The sequence below is a fragment of the Comamonas fluminis genome (assembly GCF_019186805.1).
Classification (GTDB): Bacteria; Pseudomonadota; Gammaproteobacteria; order Burkholderiales; family Burkholderiaceae_C; genus Comamonas; species Comamonas fluminis.
The window spans coordinates 104,074-124,879 of the sequence record NZ_CP066783.1 but is presented as its reverse complement, the minus strand read 5'-3'; the positions used below and the strand labels follow the sequence as shown (position 1 = coordinate 124,879).

19 protein-coding genes and 1 tRNA gene are annotated in these 20,806 nt (G+C 56.7%); 12 read left to right on the top strand and 8 right to left on the bottom strand.

Annotated features, from left to right (window positions below):
• The first annotated feature begins 266 nt into the window (after positions 1 to 266).
• The gene (gene gltS, locus JDW18_RS00835; protein WP_218241897.1) at positions 267 to 1,505 is read left to right on the top strand and encodes a sodium/glutamate symporter; all 1,239 of its coding nucleotides are present in this window, start codon (positions 267 to 269) and stop codon (positions 1,503 to 1,505) included.
• A gap of 124 nt (positions 1,506 to 1,629) precedes the next feature.
• On the opposite strand, the gene JDW18_RS00830 is transcribed toward gltS, so the two are convergent.
• Positions 1,630 to 2,133: a PACE efflux transporter gene (locus tag JDW18_RS00830; protein WP_218243730.1), complete on the bottom strand. Its 504-nt coding sequence runs from the start codon at positions 2,131 to 2,133 to the stop codon at positions 1,630 to 1,632.
• A 94-nt stretch (positions 2,134 to 2,227) separates the two neighbouring features.
• Here JDW18_RS00830 and JDW18_RS00825 point away from each other — a divergent pair, with 94 nt between their 5' ends.
• Entirely contained in the window at positions 2,228 to 3,142 is a 915-nt protein-coding gene (locus JDW18_RS00825; RefSeq protein ID WP_218241896.1) for a LysR family transcriptional regulator, read from the top strand.
• A 359-nt stretch (positions 3,143 to 3,501) separates the two neighbouring features.
• Complete coding sequence (locus JDW18_RS00820) at positions 3,502 to 4,401, top strand: PPK2 family polyphosphate kinase (RefSeq protein ID WP_218243729.1); 900 nt, start codon at positions 3,502 to 3,504, stop codon at positions 4,399 to 4,401.
• 18 nt (positions 4,402 to 4,419) lie between these two features.
• On the opposite strand, the gene JDW18_RS00815 is transcribed toward JDW18_RS00820, so the two are convergent.
• Both JDW18_RS00815 and JDW18_RS00810 read right to left on the bottom strand, forming a co-directional pair.
• Positions 4,420 to 4,923 carry a nuclear transport factor 2 family protein gene (locus JDW18_RS00815; RefSeq protein ID WP_246610193.1) on the bottom strand — a complete coding sequence of 168 codons (504 nt, stop codon included), beginning with the start codon at positions 4,921 to 4,923 and terminating at the stop codon, positions 4,420 to 4,422.
• Positions 4,924 to 5,132: 209 nt separating this feature from the next.
• Positions 5,133 to 6,053, bottom strand: coding sequence for a fumarylacetoacetate hydrolase family protein (locus JDW18_RS00810; RefSeq protein ID WP_218241895.1), 921 nt, complete (start codon positions 6,051 to 6,053; stop codon positions 5,133 to 5,135).
• 210 nt (positions 6,054 to 6,263) lie between these two features.
• Here JDW18_RS00810 and JDW18_RS00805 point away from each other — a divergent pair, with 210 nt between their 5' ends.
• Positions 6,264 to 7,547, top strand: coding sequence for a Glu/Leu/Phe/Val family dehydrogenase (locus JDW18_RS00805; protein ID WP_218241894.1), 1,284 nt, complete (start codon positions 6,264 to 6,266; stop codon positions 7,545 to 7,547).
• A 198-nt stretch (positions 7,548 to 7,745) separates the two neighbouring features.
• Here the strand turns inward: JDW18_RS00805 and JDW18_RS00800 are convergent.
• Positions 7,746 to 7,822: transfer RNA gene (locus tag JDW18_RS00800), tRNA-Met, on the bottom strand.
• Positions 7,823 to 8,002: 180 nt separating this feature from the next.
• Between JDW18_RS00800 and radA the strand changes: the two genes are divergently transcribed.
• The 5 genes from radA (at position 8,003) to JDW18_RS00775 (ending at position 12,551) form a co-directional block, all read left to right on the top strand.
• Entirely contained in the window at positions 8,003 to 9,388 is a 1,386-nt protein-coding gene (radA, locus tag JDW18_RS00795; protein WP_218241893.1) for a DNA repair protein RadA, read from the top strand.
• A 175-nt stretch (positions 9,389 to 9,563) separates the two neighbouring features.
• Positions 9,564 to 10,025, top strand: a complete 462-nt coding sequence (locus JDW18_RS00790) for a glycerate kinase (protein WP_218241892.1) — start codon at positions 9,564 to 9,566, stop codon at positions 10,023 to 10,025.
• Positions 10,026 to 10,132: 107 nt separating this feature from the next.
• On the top strand, positions 10,133 to 10,342 hold the full coding sequence (locus tag JDW18_RS00785; protein ID WP_218241891.1) for a zinc-finger domain-containing protein: 210 nt from the start codon (positions 10,133 to 10,135) through the stop codon (positions 10,340 to 10,342).
• Between the two features lie 220 nt (positions 10,343 to 10,562).
• On the top strand, positions 10,563 to 11,306 hold the full coding sequence (locus tag JDW18_RS00780) for a glycosyltransferase family 25 protein (RefSeq protein WP_218241890.1): 744 nt from the start codon (positions 10,563 to 10,565) through the stop codon (positions 11,304 to 11,306).
• 9 nt (positions 11,307 to 11,315) lie between these two features.
• Entirely contained in the window at positions 11,316 to 12,551 is a 1,236-nt protein-coding gene (locus JDW18_RS00775) for an O-antigen ligase family protein (RefSeq protein WP_218241889.1), read from the top strand.
• On the opposite strand, the gene JDW18_RS00770 is transcribed toward JDW18_RS00775, so the two are convergent.
• Genes JDW18_RS00770 through JDW18_RS00760 form a run of 3 tightly spaced genes read right to left on the bottom strand, consistent with a single transcriptional unit; the run spans position 12,544 to position 15,476 of the window.
• Positions 12,544 to 13,494: a WaaS/CpsH family glycosyltransferase gene (locus tag JDW18_RS00770; RefSeq protein WP_218241888.1), complete on the bottom strand. Its 951-nt coding sequence runs from the start codon at positions 13,492 to 13,494 to the stop codon at positions 12,544 to 12,546. The two genes, JDW18_RS00775 and JDW18_RS00770, sit on opposite strands and share 8 nt — an antisense overlap.
• A 33-nt stretch (positions 13,495 to 13,527) precedes the next feature.
• Entirely contained in the window at positions 13,528 to 14,460 is a 933-nt protein-coding gene (locus JDW18_RS00765) for a lysylphosphatidylglycerol synthase transmembrane domain-containing protein (RefSeq protein ID WP_218241887.1), read from the bottom strand.
• Positions 14,457 to 15,476: a glycosyltransferase family 2 protein gene (locus tag JDW18_RS00760; RefSeq protein ID WP_218243727.1), complete on the bottom strand. Its 1,020-nt coding sequence runs from the start codon at positions 15,474 to 15,476 to the stop codon at positions 14,457 to 14,459. Before JDW18_RS00760 ends, JDW18_RS00765 begins: the two co-directional genes overlap by 4 nt.
• A 144-nt stretch (positions 15,477 to 15,620) precedes the next feature.
• On the opposite strand from JDW18_RS00760, the gene JDW18_RS00755 reads away from it, so the two are divergent.
• From JDW18_RS00755 to JDW18_RS00745, 3 genes are read left to right on the top strand one after another with little or no spacing between them, the layout of a single operon-like run.
• Positions 15,621 to 17,120 (top strand): ArnT family glycosyltransferase, encoded by a 1,500-nt coding sequence (locus JDW18_RS00755; protein ID WP_218241886.1) that lies wholly within the window; start codon positions 15,621 to 15,623, stop codon positions 17,118 to 17,120.
• The gene (locus JDW18_RS00750) at positions 17,117 to 18,127 is read left to right on the top strand and encodes an NAD-dependent epimerase (protein WP_218241885.1); all 1,011 of its coding nucleotides are present in this window, start codon (positions 17,117 to 17,119) and stop codon (positions 18,125 to 18,127) included. The genes JDW18_RS00755 and JDW18_RS00750 overlap by 4 nt, the downstream gene beginning before the upstream one ends.
• A complete protein-coding gene (locus tag JDW18_RS00745; RefSeq protein WP_218241884.1) occupies positions 18,124 to 19,461 on the top strand; it encodes a UDP-glucose dehydrogenase family protein in 1,338 nt (445 codons plus the stop codon). Before JDW18_RS00750 ends, JDW18_RS00745 begins: the two co-directional genes overlap by 4 nt.
• A gap of 59 nt (positions 19,462 to 19,520) precedes the next feature.
• Here the strand turns inward: JDW18_RS00745 and JDW18_RS00740 are convergent, their stop codons facing one another.
• The gene (locus JDW18_RS00740; RefSeq protein WP_218241883.1) at positions 19,521 to 20,741 is read right to left on the bottom strand and encodes an ATP-binding protein; all 1,221 of its coding nucleotides are present in this window, start codon (positions 20,739 to 20,741) and stop codon (positions 19,521 to 19,523) included.
• Positions 20,742 to 20,806: the final 65 nt, after the last annotated feature.

Below are 20,806 nucleotides of genomic sequence, written 5' to 3'. Positions count from 1 at the left end.
TTCAACCGCGAATGCAGACATCGCATTTCAATGCATATTCAGGGTATGGCTGTGATGCTCGGAACCTCGTGCACAACAGGCCTTCAGGCAGCACCCAACCCTCATGGACTGCTGTCGCTACAACTGGATACGCACCTACTCTGCCCTTTTGCGGGCTTTGGCACCATCGGTGCACTCCCCCCGCATTGCATTACGCACCAGCAACCCGCCGCTACGCAGCCGGCTGCCCCACCAGACGCTTTCTGGAACCTCTGGAGATTTCTTTTATGAACGTGACCTTTGGCGCGTACTACACACTCATCATGGCCGTCCTCGTGCTCTTGCTTGGCAAGTTCATGACGCGGCACATCCGCTTTTTGCGCGACTTCAATATTCCCGAGCCCGTCTCAGGTGGTCTGGTCGTGGCAGTCAGCATTTTCATCCTGCACCAGGTTACCGGTCTGACGGTGAGCTTTGAAGGCAGCTTGCAGTCGGCCTTCATGCTGGTGTTTTTCTCGTCGATTGGCCTGTCTGCCAACTTCGGCAAATTGCGCGAAGGCGGCTCGGGCCTGTTTATTTTCCTGGGCGTGATTGTCGTGTTCATCGCCGCACAAAATGCCGTGGGCGTGGGCCTGGCCACCATGCTAGGGCTGGACCCTCTCATTGGTCTGGTCGCAGGCTCCATCACCCTGGTCGGCGGGCACGGCACAGCAGGTGCCTGGGGTTCTGTGCTGGAGAACGAACACGGCCTGACCGGCGCCACCACGCTGGGCATTGCCTGCGCCACTTTTGGTCTGGTCATCGGCGGCCTGCTGGGTGGGCCGCTGGCCAAGCGCCTGATTACCAAGAACCAGCTGGCATCGCCGCGCACCGATGACGAGCAGTTGAGCTACAGCGCCAGCACGGTGCCTGAGGGCAACGAAGTTGCCAATTTCGAATCGTCCAACAAGGCGCCGCGCCTGATTACCGCCGATGCAGCCGTGGAAACACTGGCCCTGTTTGCAGGCTGCATGGCCTTTGCCGAATTCATGACGGCGGTGACCAAGGGCACCGCCATTCAGCTTCCCACCTTTGTCTGGGCGCTGGGCGGCGGTGTGGTGATTCGCAATGTGCTGGACTATGTGTTTGGCTTCAAGGTGTTTGACCGTGCCATTGACGTGTTTGGCAATGCCTCGCTGTCCATCTATCTGGCGATTGCGCTGCTGTCGCTCAAGCTGTGGGAGCTGACCGATCTGGCCGGCCCGCTGATGATCATTCTGGCCGCGCAAACCCTTATGCTGGCGTTGTATGCGGCCTTCATCACCTTCCGCGTGATGGGCAAGAACTACGACGCCGCGGTGCTGGCCGCTGGCCACTGCGGCTTTGGCATGGGCGCCACGCCCACGGCCGTTGCCAATATGCAGGCCATTACCAACCAGTACGGCCCCTCGCACAAGGCATTTCTGATCGTGCCGCTGGTGGGAGCCTTCTTCATCGACATCATCAACGCCTTCGTGCTGCAGGGCTTTATCAGTCTGCTGCGCTGACCCGTTGAGGTCTTTCAATGCAAAAGGGCGGGTCTGATGACCCGCCCTTTTTTATGCAGCAATTGCTTTTAATTTAATAGCTGACAGCGCTTTATCTTCAAGCACTACAGCCATATTTTCGTATTTACTCCGCCAGCTTCTGGGCCGATGCTGGCAGGCCAAAGATACGGTCAAAAACCCAGTTGAAGGCAAAGGTGTAAACCATGAAGAACACCAGCAGGCCTGCTTCCATCACTGCGGCTTCCCACAGCGAGATATCAAACCACCAGGCCATCAGCGGAATCAGCATGGCAGCAATGCCGCCTTCAAAGCCAACGGCATGCACCACACGGCGCAACACGGAACGACCCTTGACGCTCTGGCGCGACTCCCATTTTTCAAACAAATGGTTGAAGGTCAGATTCCAGCAAATGGCAATCACAGATGCCGCTACCGCCATGACACCGGAGTCACTGGCCTTCTGGCCAATGGCCATGAAAATCAGGCTGGAGACGATGATGGCGATGGTCTCGTACAGACCGACATACAGAATGCGGCGCTTGGGGCCTTGCAGGCCTGTGGCTTGGGTGGGAGCAGCAGCGGCGGCGATGTGAGACGAAGAAGCGGCAGAAGAAGAAGCGGATGCCATCGCTGGGGCTTGTTGAGACATAGCTGCGCAGTGTATGTTCTGAAAATTGAAGATAAAAGTCAGTTCTTTTCAATTTTTCTGATAGATCAGCGCCATGCCTTTTGCTGCAGACCAGGTTCCACTCTTTCTTGCCGTGCTCGATGCTGGCTCTTTCTCGGCTGCCGCGCGCCAGCTGGGGCGCGTGCCATCCGCCGTCAGCATGGCCATCGCCCAGCTGGAGGCCGAGCTGGACCTGCAGCTGTTCGACCGGCGCGGGCGCGAGCCTGTGCCCACCGCTGCCGCCCGTGCGCTGGAGCCGCAGGCCCGCCTGCTGGCAGAGCAATTGCAGCAGCTGAACTGGCAGGCCCAGGCCCTGCACGAAGGGCTGGAAGAGCGCCTGACACTGGCCATTGCCCCCGAGTTGCTGACCACCACCTGGACTGAGCCGCTGCAAACGCTGGTGCAAGAGTTTCCCGCCCTGCCCATCGAGGTGCTGGCCGCACCGCAAACCGATGCGCTGGAGCTGCTTCACGCGGGCCGCGCCCATCTGGCGCTGGTGTTTGAGCGGCCCGCCATGGACGGGCGCGAAGGCTTTCAGGAAATGGGGCGCGAAACGCTGGTGGCCGTCATGTCCCCGCAGTTCACGCCCTGGCAGCAGGCGCTGGCCGAATTGGGCCCGCAGGCCCAGCTATCGGTGGAGCAACTGGCCGCCACCCGCCAGGTGCTGGTAGCCAGCCGCGACCCGCAGCAAACCGACCCGCGTTTTGTCTTTGCGCGCCAGCTGTGGCGCACCGATAGCCACCAGGCGGCGCTGTCCCTGATTCACGCGGGCCTGGCCTGGGGCTGGCTGCCGCGCAGCCTAGTTCAGCCCCACATCAACACCGGCATGCTGCAGGAAATTCCGGTGCAAAACCTCAGCAACGGCACCACACTGTTTGTAGACTGGGTCTGGTCCAAGGAACGCGCACAAGGGCTGGCCACGCGCCGCTTTGTGCAACTGCTGCGCGAAAGACAAGCAGACAATTGCTGACGACACAGCCAGGTCTTTTGTGGCAAAACACCTTCAAGCGCAGTAAACAGAAGCGCATTGCGCTCGTCTATCCATAGCAACCGCAGCCCCGCACAGGAGTTTTACCCATGCCCCGCCCGCCCGCAAAGCCTCCCGTCAAAGCCGTACCCGCCAAAACAGGCCCTGCTGCCAAGACCCTGCCGTTTCCCACCAGCGAGTCCATAAAAAGCGCCCGGCCTGCCGTCAAGACAGCGGCCGTCAAAACTCCCGCTGTCAAAACTGCGCCTGCCAAGCCACCCCGACCTGCAGAGGCCGAGGCGGCGCCAGCCGCAGCCGTTACCGCTGCCAATGAGCCAGCGCACAAGCCCGGCGACAACGGCATCAACGTCTATCCCTTCCACAGCCAGCACAAGGCGCTGCGCAAGCTGTGGCAGCAATGGCAACCCGGCCAGCCCCGCGATAGCCGTGAGACACGTGAAGCCGGGGCCAGAACTGGAGCCGCTGCGATTGACCTTGCTTCCTTTGACCCGTCGGCCAAGCCTTTTTCCTCGGACAAGGGCAAGCAGCACGACAAGGAAAGCGTGCTCAAGCTCGCCACCGAGCTGGATGGAATTCAGAACGTGTTCTACGCAGACCGCCGCTTCAAGCTGCTGGTCATCCTGCAAGGCATGGATGCCGCAGGCAAGGACGGCACACTGCGCGGCGTTTTTGGCCAGATGACGCCGCTGGGCGTGCGCACGGTGGGCTGGAAAGCGCCCACCGAGACCGAAAAAGCCCACGACTATCTGTGGCGCATTCACCAGCAGATGCCCGGCGCAGGCGAGATCGTGGTCTTCAACCGCAGCCAGTATGAGGATGTGCTGGTGCCCGTGGTCAACGAATGGATCACACCCGAACAGCAAGCCCAGCGCTATGCCCATATCAATGACTTCGAGCGCATGCTCAGCGAAACGGGCACGGTCATCGTCAAGTTCATGCTGCACATCAGCAAGGACGAGCAGCGCGAGCGCCTGCAGGAGCGCCTGGACGACCCATGCAAGCACTGGAAGTTTGACGAGGGCGACCTGAAAGTACGCGCCCAGTGGGACGCGTACCAGCAGGCCTATGCCCAGTTGCTGGGCGCCACGCACACGCCCTGGGCGCCGTGGACCATCGTGCCTGCAGACTCCAAAACCCACCGCAATCTGATGATTGCCACCGTGCTGCGCGAGGTACTGAACAACCTTGACCTGAAGTACCCGCCGGGTGCCCCTGCGCTGGACAAGATCAAGGTGAAATAAGACCGCAGCCCACGCCCGTCAGACCTGCACAGGTCTGACGGACTGATACACGTCGTAGTGCTCGGTCGTCACGCCGCTGACGGCTTTTTCCAGCCTGTGCTTCATCAGCCAGCGGCCCTGCACCCGCTGGTAGGTCACATCGTAGTAACCGACCACGGTGCGCTGCCCGAAGTACTGGGCCGAAGCGTTGAACAAGCCCTGCCACTGGAAATGCACCCGCGCCTGCGCCGTATCGCCCTCAATTTGCAGGCGCGGCAGGTGCATGAAGTGCAGGCCTTTGTAGAACGCATCCACCTGCGTGCAAAAGGCCTGCAGCTCCTGGCGCCCCGTATGCACCAGACGCGGCCCCTGACCTACGGCGGCCAGATCGAACACACCATCTTCCGTGAACACGGCGGCCCAGCCTGCTGCATCGCCGGCATCCCAGGCTCTGGCGTATTCGGCCTCCAGATCCATGATTTCCAGACGGGCCTCGGCCAGCTCCAGTCTTTGCTGCAGTGCAGCGATTGCGCTCTCACTCACTTGTTGAACTCCCTCTTGGTCATCAAGTGAGTGATTGGAGAGTTCTTTGGCGCATTCACGCCCCCGGAATTTCCTGCTTTTCAAAACAGAGCAGCGACCACAGTGTGGCCGCCACTCTATTGGCAAAGCAACACGAGAGCCCAATAAATACAAGCGCTGGCAGCTATGAAATCAGGAATGATTCCATGCAGGGTTCTGCGCAGCCTTGCTTAAAACTGCCACCCCAGACGGCCCAGGCCGTCGAACTCCACCTCGAAAAGGTCACCCGCATTCAGCGGCATGCTGCCGCACCAGGTACCGGTCGTCACCACCGTACCGGCTGGCACGCTGCCATATTCACGCGCCACATGCTGCAGCCAGTCGCGCAGCAGCCAGGCAGGGTCGCCCAGACTGTGGGTGCCGGTGAATATCTGGGCCTGACCGTTCACAGCCACTGTGCACAACTGCTGCGACCAGTCGCGGCTGGCTAGGACTGAGGCAGGCAGCCATTCACCCAGCGCCAGTCCGCCATGGCACTGACCATCGGCCAGCAAAGCCAGCGCCGGGGCCTTGAGCCCATCGCGCCAGCGCACATCCAGCCATTCGATGGAAACGGTCACACCATCCACCAGCGCCAGTGCGCCCGCATCGTCCAGTGCGGCGGCCTGCTCGGCGCTCACATCCTTGCCAATGCGCAGGGCGATCTCGGCCTCCGCACCACGCAGATTGAAAACAGGCTCCGGCGCCGAGGCTAGCGCCTGCCCCTGGCGAATGCCGTTTTCCGGCAGCGGCACATGCAGCAAAGCGGCTTCGCGGCTCGCGCCGCCAGACTTCCAGTAGCGCGGTGCACGGTCGGCAGGCCACCAGTCCCAGGTGCGGGCCAGCGCGCGCTGTACCGCGCGGGCAGTGTCTTCATCGCCCAGCAGCGGCGCCAGATCAGAGCCCAACGCCTGAGGCTCACCCAGCTTGCGCGACCACCACAGCGCATCGGCGGTGGCATAGCCATCCAGCGGCAGGTCGGGGGCCAGTTCCTCCCACTGAGGCAGCATCTCTTCCTGCGTTTGCAGTTCAGGGGCGAGACCGATGGGGGGAGTGTTGGCAAACGGCGCGGGGCCGCACCAGCCGGTGGAGCAATCTTTGTTTTCAGCCATGGGGCGATGATGGCAAATTTCGCTTTCATCTGTCAGCGCTTGCGCACTTGACCACAAGCTGCAAAGCGGAGATGCAGCGTTATGCATTAAATGCATAAGCCCGCAAACAACTGGCCTTGGACAGCCAGAAACAGCACGCGCACACTGTGATTCCGGACGGCGGCCCCTCTTCTTCGAGGCCGCTGCACATCAGTCAACCAGGCTCCCATCATGTCTCAAGCCCATGCGCTGCCTTCTTACCTGAACCCCGACCACCTCGGCCCCTGGGGCAACTATCTCCAGCAGGTCGATCGCGTCACGCCCTATCTGGGCTCCCTGGCCCGCTGGGTCGAAACCCTCAAGCGCCCCAAGCGCATGCTCATCGTCGATGTGCCCATCGAGATGGACAACGGCACCATCGCCCACTTTGAGGGCTACCGCGTTCAGCACAACCTGAGCCGAGGCCCCGGCAAGGGCGGCGTGCGTTTTCACCAGGATGTGACGCTGTCCGAGGTGATGGCCCTGTCTGCATGGATGAGCATCAAGAACGCGGCTGTGAACGTTCCCTACGGCGGTGCCAAGGGCGGCATCCGCGTGGACCCCAAGAAACTGTCCACTGCTGAACTGGAGCGCCTGACTCGCCGCTACACCAGCGAAATCGGCCTGTTCATCGGCCCTTCCAAGGATATTCCCGCGCCGGACGTGAACACCAACGGCCAGGTCATGGCCTGGATGATGGATACCTACTCCATGAACACCGGTGCCACCGCTACGGGCGTGGTCACGGGCAAACCGGTGGACCTGGGCGGCTCGCTGGGCCGCGTGGAAGCCACAGGCCGTGGCGTATTCACCGTGGGCGTGGAAGCAGCCAAGCTGACTGGCCTGAGCCTGCAGGGCGCACGCGTGGCCGTGCAGGGCTTTGGTAACGTGGGCGGAACCGCAGGCAAGCTGTTTGCCGAAGCAGGCGCCAAGGTTGTGGCGGTGCAAGACCACACCGGCACCATCTTCAACAACAACGGCTTTGATGTGCCAGCCCTGCTGCAGCATGTGGGCAACACCGGTGGTGTGGGCGGCTTTGCGGGCGCCGAGGCCATGGACAACGCCGATTTCTGGGCCGTGGAATGCGACATCCTGATCCCCGCCGCGCTGGAAAGCCAGATCACCAAGGACAACGCAGGCCAGATCAAGGCCAAGATGGTGATTGAGGGCGCCAACGGCCCCACCACTCCCGAAGCCGACGACATCCTCACCGACAAGGGCGTGCTGGTGCTGCCCGACGTGATCGCCAACGCGGGCGGCGTGACGGTCAGCTACTTTGAGTGGGTGCAGGACTTCTCCAGCTTCTTCTGGACCGAGGACGAGATCAACGCCCGTCTGGTGCGCATCATGCAGGAGGCCTTTGCCGGCGTCTGGGCCGTGGCGCAGGAGCACAAGGTATCGCTGCGCACTGCCACCTTTATCGTGGCCTGCAAGCGCATTCTCCATGCGCGTGAGATGCGCGGACTGTATCCATGATCACCCCCTGAAGTTCTTTATGAACTCCCCTTGAGGCGCTATCGCGCCTTCCCCCTCTCTCTACGCGCTGCGCGCTATGGGAGGGGGACGATGCCCTCGCCGCGAGGCGGCTCTTGCTCGGCATCTCTCTGTCAGAGCACGCCGGTTTTCTGGGATGCAAACGAAAAAAGCCTTCTGAAATTCAGAAGGCTTTTTTGTTGGTTGCGCGAGAAGGATTTGAACCTCCGACCTTTGGGTTATGAGCCCAACGAGCTACCAGACTGCTCCATCGCGCGGTAATTTTTTGTCTACACCGTGTCTGTGTCGATGAGATGAATTGTAGCGCAGTTTGGCGCGTCATGCAGCGCAGTTATATAAATGCTTGTCTTTTATGGTTATTCCCTCTGAGATTTGTCACCCCTGCCTCTGGCAGGCTGGCAATCAGATTGGTGAGCCTGTCGGTATAGTTGCCGCCCATGGCCAAAGACAAAACCACCTTTACCTGCAATGCCTGCGGCGGCACCAGCCCGCGCTGGTTGGGCAAATGCCCCAGCTGTGGCGCCTGGAACACTTTGGTCGAGACAGTGGCCGAATCCGCTTCGGGTGGCAAGAACCGCCTGAGCCAGCCTCAGGGTTACGCGGGCCTGGCCAATGCCCAGGCCGTGACGCCACTGTCCGCCATCGAGGCCCAGGACGTAGCCCGCACACCCAGCGGTATTGAGGAGCTGGACCGCGTGCTGGGCGGCGGAGTGGTCGAAGGCGGCGTGGTCTTGATCGGCGGAGACCCCGGTATAGGTAAGTCCACACTCCTTCTGCAAGCCATGGATGCGCTGCATCGCATCAGCCTGCCTACGCTGTATGTGACGGGCGAGGAAAGCGGTGCCCAGGTGGCGCTGCGATCGCGCCGACTGGGGCTGGATAACAGCCAGGTCAATGTGCTGGCCGAGATTCAGCTGGAAAAAATCCTGGCCACCGTAGAGGCTACTCAACCTGCCGTGGTGGTGATCGACTCGATCCAGACCGTGTATTCGGACCAACTCTCCTCGGCTCCGGGCTCCGTGGCCCAGGTGCGCGAATGCGCGGCCCATCTGACACGGGCGGCCAAGACCACAGGCATCACCATCATTCTGGTGGGCCACGTGACCAAGGACGGCGCGCTGGCCGGCCCGCGCGTGCTGGAGCATATGGTGGACACGGTGCTGTACTTCGAGGGCGATACGCACAGCAACTTCCGCCTGGTGCGCGCCATCAAGAACCGTTTTGGCGCCGTGAACGAAATCGGCGTATTCGCCATGACGGAGAAAGGCCTCAAAGGCGTGACCAACCCCAGCGCCATCTTTCTGAGCCAGCACAGCGAGCCTGTGCCCGGCAGCTGCGTGCTGGTGACGCTGGAAGGCACACGCCCCATGCTGGTGGAGATTCAGGCACTGGTGGACCAGGGTGGCCCTGCCGCACGGCGCCTGTCTGTGGGCTTAGACAAAGACCGCTTGGCCATGCTGCTGGCTGTGCTCAACCGCCACGCGGGCGTGGCCTGCGCCGATCAAGATGTATTCGTCAACGCCGTGGGCGGTGTACGCATCAATGAGCCAGCAGCCGACCTGGCCGTGATGTTAGCAATTACTTCCAGCCTGAGAGGCAAGGCCTTGCCCAAGGGCTTTATCGCCTTCGGCGAAGTTGGTCTGGCCGGAGAAGTGCGCCCCGCCCCCCGCGGCCAGGAGCGGCTAAAGGAAGCTGCAAAGTTAGGATTCACTATCGCCATCGTTCCCAAGGCCAACGCACCCAAGAAGGCGATTGCAGGCCTGACCATCCATGCCGTAGAGCGTGTGGATGAGGCCATGAACATCGTGCGAGGCATCGGCTAATTTGATAGCTGCTGTCGCAGTACCCATAAGCAAATCATCCGTATATCAATGTGTATTGCTTTGGGAGCATAGACAAGCAGCTATGCTTTTTAAATAACGCCGCAGCCCGCAAGCGATTGAGGCATACGCACTGCCCACAGGCAACAGACCTGAACGACATAAGACAATTAAGCCCATGAATTTACGTAATATTTTGGTCCCGCTGGGTCTAATCGTGCTGGTGATTGCAGCGCACCGCTCGGCAGGCTGGCCCGGTGTAGCAGCCGTGGTTGGCGGCATCATCATGTGGGTGCTGCTGCACTTCACGCGCCTGATGAGTGTGATGAAAAAAGCGGCAAACCGCCCCATCGGCTATGTGGGCAGCGCCGTGATGCTCAACGCCAAGCTCAAGCCCAAGGTGCCCATGGTCCATGTAGTGGCCATGACCCGCTCGCTGGGCCAGCGCCTGTCCGAAGAGGGTCAGGAGCCGGAGGTTTATCGCTGGACGGATGGCTCGCAATCGCATGTCACCTGCGAGTTTGTTGGCGGACGCCTGATGAAATGGACGCTGCAGCGCCCTGAACAAAAGGACGAATCTGCAACAGCTCTGCCCACCTCTGCAGCAACATCTTCAGCAGCTGACAGCCCGGCCCCCTAAAATGGCAGGATGCGGAGACAAGTACCTGCCTGCCCGGTGCTTCTGACTTCAACTGCGCCAGTATTACAGGCCATGTTTCATTGGAAATACGCGAAAGAAACGAGAACATGACAACAAACACCGTTATCGAATTGGCTGCCAAGGACCTCAACGCCCAAGGCGGCGTGTTCTGCCCCAGCCCCAAGGCCGATATGAAGCTGTGGAACAGCCACCCCAAGGTCTATCTGGACGTCGCCAAGACGGGCGAAGCCAAGTGCCCCTACTGCGGTACAGCGTATCGCCTGAAGGCAGGCGAGGTGTTTGCTGGCGGACATTGATCCCGTCACAATTCCGGGCACCTGGTTGTTCAGCAGAGCAGCCAGGTGCTTTTGTTTTTAGAGCGGATAACAATGCAAAGCAACTGCATATCAAGGGTTGTGTTAACCGCTCTAACTGGTCGCCACATCACGACTTGCTAACTTTAGTGACTACAGCGGCTGCTGATGTTTGGGCTTTGGCCTTCAGCTAGCAACCTCTATTCACTCACTCGGATACCTCATGAGTACAGTCTTTTATTTAATCAATTTGGACGATAGCACAGAGCGCCTGAAAAGTGCCACCGAACAGTTATCCCGAGAAGACGTAGATTTCATTCGAATATCAGCTTTTGATGGTCGTGGAAAATCCATGTCAGATTTCAAAGACTACGATGAAGCAAAAGCCGAATCATATATGGGACGAGGTTTACGTGGTGGTGAAATGGGCTGCTACTACAGTCATTTGGAGTGCATTCGGCAATTTTTAGCCACAGCCCATGACTATGCCGTTGTCATTGAGGATGATGTCTTCATTCCCAACAAAGCTATGCAGACATTAAAAAAAATGATGTCCTGGCTACAGGGAAAAAATCTCAAATGGGATGTCATTAACTTCGGTGCTCAAAAAAATAAAATTTACTCCACACTGACAGAAATTGATACACATAAGCTTGTCAAGGCACATTACTTTCCCATGACAACTACAGGCATTGTGTGGACAAGATCCGGTGCCCAGCGATTTCTGGAATACTCTCAAACCATTTATGCCCCTGTAGACAATGCTCTGCGAGAATGGCAATGCCAGGAAAATCTTGGTGTTTCTATTGTTCCTCCGTTGGTTTCAACAACAGGTGCTGAAAGCGATATCGACAGTGGTACTATAAAGGCTCGGAGCAAACAGGGGCGACTGTTTTCTTATGGCCTAAGAAAACAGTGGAGACTTTGGCGGCAAAAATCTCTAGCCATCATTCATAAGATTTTTTAAAAAAGTGTAATGTCCTCAGCCTACCGAATAATTAACGCCTTATCATTTTCATTAATATTTATTGGATATTTTTTATTTCCATGGAAGATCAATCAAGGCATTGCACTTGTAGGCCTAGGACTGATCTCATGGGCAATATTTAATTTAAGATCAGAAAATATAAAAAAATGGTTAAGTGATCCTTTAACAAAATTAATTCTTGCTTTTTTGCTTATATGTATTTTCCAGACAATCAATACTCCTGAAATTTGGAGTGCAAGCGCATCAGATTCCATATCGAGATATTATAAATACATATTTTCCATACTTGCCATTGCGGCAATGAATGAAAAGCATATACGCGATGCCTGCCTCAAGGCTTTTTTTGCATCCATATTATTAATTGTAATATCGATGCATTTAAATATATTCTGGAATCTTCCATGGTCTAACCCAACCATCAAAGGCTGGGGGAATGATCAAACTGTTGTGGGAGATTACATTACACAAAATCTTTTCGTATGCCTCTTCATTATTCTTTCACTTGATTTTTTTAAGAAGTCAATTAACCTTCATCAGAAGATATTCTTTTCCACTTGTTTTTTCATGGGTGTTCATGCCATCCTATTCCTATCGATTGGAAGAACAGGCTATGTGCTACTCACAAGTGTATTAGGAATTTACACTTTATGGGCTATCCAATCCAAGTGGAAATGGCCTGTTCTGATTGTCATTATTGGATCAGTATCCATTGCTCTCTATAGTTCTCAACATGCCTCAGACAGAGTTAAGTTGGCTGTTACAGAAGCAAACAATGCGATTACAGACATTCAAAACAACAAGGCACCAGAGCTTACTAGCATAGGTGCTCGCATTTACATGTGGGATCAAACATGGAAAATAATTTCTCAAAAGCCCATTGCAGGATGGGGTATTGGAAGTTACCCTCATCAATGGTGCAAAACTGTCCCAGAATATTGGTGCAATGAAACTGCAAAATATCATCCGCACAATCAATATTTGATGTTCTGGGTCGAACTAGGAATTATAGGACTCTTCTTTTATTTGGCAATTCTTTGGTATCTGATGCGCCAAGGATATCGAGACAAAAACAACGGTGCCCCCTTAGCAGCCCTAATAATTATTTTAATAATAGACAGCCTAATTAATTCTCCGCTATATGTCAGAAGAGAATATCAATTTTTCTTACTGAGCATTCCACTACTTTACTCATATATAAGAAGTAGCACCAAAAAAATCAATTGAACTGATGCCACCATTTTTTTATGGAATGAGTCTCTTTAATTTCTTTTTCAAAATTAACATATTCAGATTCTAAAAAACTTTTAAAATCATATGAAGTTCCATCCTCAATAATCAACGTATTATTAGGATGATAAAAAACATCATGCTTTGCCGATTTCCTATTTGTAATCAGCTTGCATTTCAAGAAGGCTGCCTCCATTGAGCGCATCGTGGGGCCAGCCTGATTTTCCTGCACAATCTCCAGAAGACATTTTGAATCCCTAGCAATATCGATATTCTCGGGATAAGATATATTAAAACTCTTAAGATATTTCTTCTCCTCTTCAGAGTAGTTAATTCTCTTGCTAGGAGTAATATGAAAATTACACTTCAGACCTTGAGATTTCGCCATATTTTCAATCTCAATCAATTTATTTAAACGACCTTTATCCGAGCCTATAAAATAAATATCAATCTTTCTCTCTGATTTATTTAAATCAATCTCTAGGAACGGTTGAGCAACCAAATTTATATTATATTTTTCTGCATCGACAGGATCAAATGTCGAAACATTGTCGAAGAGATTCTTAAATACTTTGAGATTTCTCTGAAGCTTGGATAGCTTCCCATCATGGGTTTGTAATGGATTCCATAAGAATATGCTTTTTTTCTTCACCTTTGGAATAGCCTGAGAGATAAGCTGAATATCTCTCATGTAGTCAATATCAAAAAATAATATACTATCATTTTTTGATATTTTTTTTAATCCCGCTTTTGTATCTTCACGAAGGCTCAAACCGCCATTTACCAGAAAGAATTTAGATTCAAAATATCTTATTGCTTTCTCAATGAAATTTTTTCGTTTTTTTGAAAACTGAATAATATTAACTTCTTTTTCTTCATGCAAAGGGTGAAGAATAAATCCAGCCAACGTATATTTTTCATCAGTAATGATGTGCAGCATATCAATATTCAACAGCTAAAACGAGATTAGCGCTCAGGAGCGCGAAGCGGGTAAGCCCACCGCCGCAGCCCCCAGTGCTCCCTGAGCCAGCGCAAAAATGCCATAAAGCAAGCCCACACCAACCGCCACTACCGCAGGTACTCCAAAAGGAGCAAGTGCGGCTACTGTCGCTGCTTCACGAGTCCCCCAACCGCCCACACTAAGAGGAAGGGCTGCCATCAGAAAGATGGGAGCAATGGTGAAAGCCCACACCTGAGGCTCAAGCATCAAACCCAGTGCAGCGGCACCACAAGCCAAAGCAGTCGCTGAAAGCAGTTGCACCAAAGCCGAGCCAAAGGCCTGTACCCAAAGTTGGCTAGAAAAGTCAGGGCGTTCAGCCGCTTGACGAACCGGCTCGAGCCAGCTGAAAGAAAGTCTCATCCCGCACTTACGGATACCCAGAAGCAGCCCCCAAGGCAAAACCAGCCACACCGTAGTTCCCATCAGCAACAGGCTAATAAATAGAATCACAGGCATGTGTAGCCAAGGTGCCAAGATCGTAGCGCAGGCCGCCGCACCCAATCCTCCCATAGCACAAAGCATCCACAAACCACTGACCCGATCCAGAATCACAGACAGATTGCTTGCAGCCTTTGGCTGTCCTGTTCGCTGCAAAGCCACTGCACGATAGACATCGCCGCCGACTACCGCGCCGGGCAGCAGCACATTCAAGCCAATCGCCTGAAAGTACCAGCGCATGCTGGACGCCACAGACATGTCTGCCCCCAGCCACTGGGCAATAGCACGCCAGCGCCAAGCGGAGACAATGTTCGACCCAATGGAGGCCAGCAAACCCGCCAGCAGCCACCAGGGGTTGGCCTGCTGCAAACGACCCCAGAGCTGTACTGGGTTGGCCAGATAGATGACTGCACCCAGCAGAGCCAGGCCCAGCAGACCTTTGGCAGCTGCTTTGTGGCCTCGGTTCACGATACGGTGGTAACTGGTTTCGGCGCTCGCGGTTGTGCTTCGGCTGTCTCAACCGCGCCATATTCCTTGGCGTAGTACTGAAGACCACTGCCAGACTCGTAATAGATACGTGTCAGCAACTCGCCAATCAGGCCTGCGGCGATGAACTGCATGCCCATCAGCACCAGCATGACACCGGCCATCAGCAGCGGGCGCCCGCCAATGGACTCGCCCATGATCTTTTCAATCAGCAGCCAGAAGAGAATCAGAAAACCGGGGGTTGCCAGCCACAGGCCCATGCCGCCGAACGCATGCAGAGGACGCTGGCGAAAGCGCATGAAGAAGACGATGAAGATCAGATCCAGAATGACGCGGAAGGTGCGGTCAATGCCGTACTTGGAAACGCCATGCGTGCGTGCGTGGTGACGCACAGGAATCTCAGTGATGCGAGCTCCCGCATCACGCGCAAGCGAAGGGATGAAGCGGTGCATTTCACCGTAGAGGCGAATGCGGTCAATGATCTCGCGGCGATAGGCCTTCAGCGCACAGCCATAGTCATGCAGCTGCACATGGGTGAAGTGGGAGATCAGCCTGTTCGCCAGCACGGAAGGCAAGCGACGCGAAAGAGCCTTGTCCTGGCGGTTCTTGCGCCAGCCCGAGACCATGTCCACATCCGGATCGTTCTCCAGTCGTTCCAGCAACAAGGGAATATCGCCTGGCTCGTTCTGCAAGTCGGCATCCAGCGTCACCACATAGCGGCCACGCACGCGGTCAAAACCCGCCTGCAGAGCACTGGACTGGCCATAGTTACGCACCAGGCAGACTGCACGCACCCATGGGTGCTGCTCGGCAAGCTCACGCAGACGCTTAGCACTTCCGTCCGTTGATCCATCGTCCACCGCAATCAGCTCGTAACTCAGCGGCTGGTTGCGCATGGCTTCGTCGATGCGCGCCACCAGATCGGGCAGGTTGTCGAACTCGTTGTAAACAGGAACGACGATGGAAACTTCGGGATTTGAATCGTGCACGGAGGTCATGCTCAGCATTGGGATAACAGTCACCTATACTAACTGAATACCCTCGGTACCATTTCGTCAGACTCAGCGTTTGCTTCGCAGACACCGCATGAGCGTGAGTGCGCACTCCATCTGCCTTGCGTACCTGCCCAACACCACGGCCCCATGAACTCATCCTCCAATTCTCAGGACTGGCAACAGAAGCTGTATGAGAGGCCTTGGCTTGGCCTGCTGCTTCTGACTCTTGCCCATATTGTTTCCCGCGTCGTTATTTCTTCGGGCATGAAGTGGGATGAGTCTGAGCAAATTCTCTGGGCCCAGAGTCTGGCACTGGGCTATGGCCCGCAGCCGCCTCTGTACACATGGATGCAGTGGGCTGTGTGTCAATTGCTGGGGCCGTCCGTGCTTGCGCTGGCGGTGCTCAAGCACATTTTGATTGCCGTGACCTATTGCCTGGCCTGGCTGGCAGGGCGCCAGTTACTCAATGAAAAAGGGGCCTGGTGGGTGGCAGGAAGTCTGCTGTTGATGCCGCCCTTCGGCTGGGATTCGCTGCGTGACCAGACCCATACCGTGATGGTTACCGCCATGACCATGGGGCTGTGGTGGGCGGTACTGCGCCAGATAAAAGCGCCCAGTGCTATTAACTTTCTTTGGATCGGCCTGTTCTGTGGGCTGGGCATGCTCTCCAAATACAGCTATGCCATGCTGATCGCAGCGCTGTTTATCGCCTCCATGACGGTGGCCCAAGTTCGCTCCGCCATCTTCTCCAAAGGCTGGTGGCTGGCACCTCTGGTGGGTCTGCTGATTTTTGCGCCTCATGCCACCTGGCTAGCATCCCACTGGGGTATGGCAACCACTGAGACCGTACAGAAAATGTCGATCTCTACAGAGGTGTCTCATCTCAAAGGTCTGGGCAACCTGGCCAAGGCATTGCTGGCGACTCTGGGCCTGTGGCTGATCGCCGTTTTGCTGAGCTATCGCTCCAGACTCTGGAAATCGACCGCAGCACCGCAGCCACTGGCAACCAGCAACTGGGCAAAGCCTTTGCTGCAGCGCTATCTGCTCATCATTGCGGCCTGTCTGCTGGGTATGGTGCTGGTCGCCGATGTCACAGACTTCAAGCAGCGCTGGATGCTGCCCTTGATGGCAATTGCCCCACTCGCTCTGTATGTCTGGCGACCAGCCCTGCTGGAGCCAGGCGTGGGACGCGCTTTCACAGGCATCGTCATCCTCTTTGCGCTGGTCTTTCTGACCATGGCAACGCTGCGCCCCTGGCAGGGCGGGCGCAAGAATGACCCCGATGAACTCAACCACCCCGTCAAGGCGCTCGCGGCACAGTTACGTGATGCAGGTTACAGCGGCCAGGGCGTGATTGTGGGCTCGGATCACATGATCGCCGCCATGCTGCATTCGCAGTTTCCATCCAGCTATGCGCTGGGCTGCACTGACGGCAAACAGCTGCAGCAATGTCTGGGCCAGGCAAAGCAGACCAAAGATCAGCCAGTGCTGCTGATTACCAGGGCTGACAAGCCAGCCCCGCACTGGTGGGATGATGTCTTTACCGTGCTGCCTCAGGCCAGCACCCAAACGCTGAGCATTCCCTTCGAAAAAATGCCAGCCAGCGCGACACCTGCGCAATACCAATACCTCTGGGTCACTCCATGAATACTGTCCTGATCACCGGCTGCGCCGGTTTTATCGGCATGCACTGCGCCAAGCGATTGCTGGAGCAAGGCGTGTCCGTGGTGGGTATCGACAACCTCAACAACTATTACGACGTAGCGCTTAAGCACGCGCGCCTTGCTGAGCTGCGCCCGCATGCCAACTTCCGCTTTGTGGAGCTGGATGTAGCCGACCGCCAGGGCATGGCGGCCCTGTTTGCCGAAGTACAGCCCGTCCGGGTCCTGCATCTGGCCGCTCAGGCAGGCGTGCGCTACTCCATCGACCAGCCGGACGACTATACGGACTCCAACCTGCTGGGCTTTGGCAACATTCTGCAGGGCTGCCGAAAGCACAAGGTCCAGCATCTGGTCTATGCCAGCAGCTCCAGCGTCTATGGCGGCAACACCAAGATGCCGTTTGCTGAAAGCGATGCCGTCGATCACCCCATCAGCTACTACGCGGCCACCAAAAAAGCCAATGAGCTGATGGCCCATACCTACTCGCATCTGTATGGCATCCCGACCACTGGCCTGCGCTTTTTCACGGTGTACGGACCCTGGGGCAGACCTGACATGGCCTTGTTCAAGTTCACCAAAGCCATTTTGGCGGGCGAGACCATTGATGTGTATGGTGAAGGCCAGCTAGTGCGCGACTTCACCTATATCGACGACATCGTCGAAGGCATCATGCGCGTGCTGAACAAGCCTGCCACACCTGATGCCAGCTATGACAGCCAGAACCCCAACCCTGGCACCAGCACCGCGCCCTATCGCATCTTCAATATTGGCAACAACTCACCCACGGTGCTGATGGACTACATCGCTGCCATCGAAGCGGCCATTGGCACCACTGCCCACAAGCGCATGATGCCCATACAGCCCGGCGATATGCACAGCACATCCGCCGACACCCGTGCACTGCAGGCATGGGTTGGCTTCTCGCCTGCCATGCCTGTCACCACCGGCGTGCAGCGTTTTGTGGATTGGTATCGATCTTTTTATCGCGTATGAAAGTTACTGTTTTTGGTACCGGCTATGTCGGTCTTGTTCAAGGCGCCGTGCTGGCTGATGTCGGCCACCAGGTGCTATGTGTGGACGTGGATGAGAAAAAGGTCGCAGCCCTCAAGGCTGGCCAGATTCCCATTCATGAACCTGGCCTCGATGCTCTGGTCATTAACAACCAGCAACTGGGCCGCTTGCAGTTCACGACCAATGCCGCAGAGGGCGTTGCGCATAGCGAGCTGATCTTTCTGGCCGTAGGCACACCACCCGACGAAGACGGCAGCGCCGATCTGCAATATGTGCTGGCCGTGGCCCGCACCATTGCCCAGCACATGAATGGCCCGCGCATCGTCATCAATAAATCGACCGTGCCCGTGGGCACCGCTGACAAGGTTGCCGCCGTGATTGCCGAAGGGCTGGCAGCACGCGGTGTGAAGCATCACTTTGATGTAGTCTCCAACCCTGAGTTTCTCAAGGAAGGGGCTGCCGTGGGCGACTGCCAGCGCCCCGACCGCATCATCATCGGCACCAGCAATGCCGCATCAGAAGCCAAGCTGCGCGAGCTGTATGCGCCGTTCAACCGCAATCGCGACAAGATTGTGGTGATGGATGTGAGAAGCGCCGAGCTGACCAAGTACGCAGCCAATGCCATGCTGGCCACCAAGATCAGCTTCATGAACGAGATCGCCAACCTGGCTGAAAAGCTGGGTGCCAACGTCGAGGCCGTGCGCCGTGGCATTGGCAGCGACCCGCGCATTGGTTACCACTTCATCTACCCCGGCGTGGGCTATGGCGGCAGCTGCTTTCCCAAGGATGTGAAAGCACTGATCCATACCGCCAAGGAAGTGGAGTTCGAGCCATTGCTGCTCAACGCGGTGGAAGACCGCAATGCCGCACAGCGCAATGTGCTGTTCGAGCGCATCAACGCCTTCTACAACGGCCAGTTGCAAGGCAAGACCATTGCCGTGTGGGGTCTGGCCTTCAAGCCCAATACCGACGATATGCGCGAGGCGCCCAGCCGCAATTTGCTGGAATCTCTCTGGGCAGCGGGTGCGAAGGTGCAAGCCTATGACCCCGTGGCCATGACAGAAGCGCGCCGCATCTATGGCGAGCGCGCCGATCTGCAACTGGTGGACAGCCCTCTGGCTGCCGTGCAGGGTGCAGACTGCCTGGCTATCGTGACCGAATGGCAAATATTCCGTGCGCCGGACTTTGATCTGCTGGCCCAGACATTGCGCGACAAAATGATCTTTGATGGCCGCAACCTCTATGAGCCAGCGCTGCCAGCAAGCCACGGGCTGGGCTATGTCTCCATCGGGCGCCCAGCGCAACTGCCACGCTAAAAACAAAATCCCCGCCAACCTCAGGTTGGCGGGGATTTTTTATGTCTTCAGAGGCTTAATCAAGCCAGCGGCAGCATGATCACAAAGCTTGCGCCGCTTTGGCCGTCCTGACGCCCTTCGCAGTGCACCGAGCCACCATGGCGCTCGGCAATTGAGCTCACCAATGACAGGCCAAGCCCCACGCCACCAGAACGCTCACTGGCGCCAGGCAGGCGGTAAAACTTTTCAAAGATGCGCTCGCGCTGCGCTTCTGGCACACCGGGCCCATGGTCTTCCACACGCACAACAGCCATATTGCCCTGCTTCGATAAAGAGAGCGTGATTTCACCCTGGCTGTAGCGGCGTGCGTTCTCCAGCAGATTACGCACAGCACGGCGCAGCAGCTTGGCAATGCCTTTGACATCCAGTGGGCCATCGGCCTGCATGTCCAGCTCGGCCCCAATGTGGGCGCATTCTTCCGCCGCCAAGCCTATCAGGTCCACCGACTCCACCGAGCCTACATCCACCTCTCGGCTATCCAGGCGGCTGGCCAGCAGGATCTCGTCAACCAGCTGATCCAGCTCGCTGATATTGCGCTGAATTTCCGCCTTGGCCCGGGCGCTGACGGGGTCGTCCCCCATGAACTCCAGGCCCATTCGGATGCGTGTCAGCGGTGATCGCAGCTCATGCGAAGCGTTGGCCAGCAGAGATTTGTGCGAGGTCATCAGCGTTTCAATACGCGCCGCAGCGGAATTGAATTGGCGGGCCAGATCGGCCACTTCGTCATGCCCGCTCTCAGGCACGCGCACAGACAGGTCGCCCTCACCAAAGCGCTTGACGCCGCGCTGCAGGTTTTCCAGACGTTTGAGCAGGCGGCGAATGATGGGGAACACACCCACCACCACAGCAATACCAACCAGGCCCAGCATCCACAGAAAGCCAAACGGAGGACGCAGCCAGAACGCCACAGCACTGTTGCGTGGTGGTGGACGGTTTTCGCGCCACTCTCGCGGCGCCATCCACAGCTCGTAGGCTTGCCCATCGTTGCCAGCAATCTCGAAGGTCACGCCGTCAGCAGGATTGCCGGGGTCACGCGTGCCACGGCCTTCCAGCACGATGCGGCCATCAGGGCCGCGCACCACCATTTCGCGCGCGGGTGGTGCACTGCTGCTCTGCGAACGCTGCTCCTCGGCCATCTTCCAGGCCCAGGCCACGCACAGCGTCAGCGCAGCCACGCCAACCACCACGGCCAGCCAGATGCGCAAATACAGGCGCTGCGAAAAAACATGTAGCAGTTTCATTCACTCATCTTCGTCGTTATGGCACACACCCGGCCAGAGACGCCGAGCAAGAGCCGCCTCGCGGC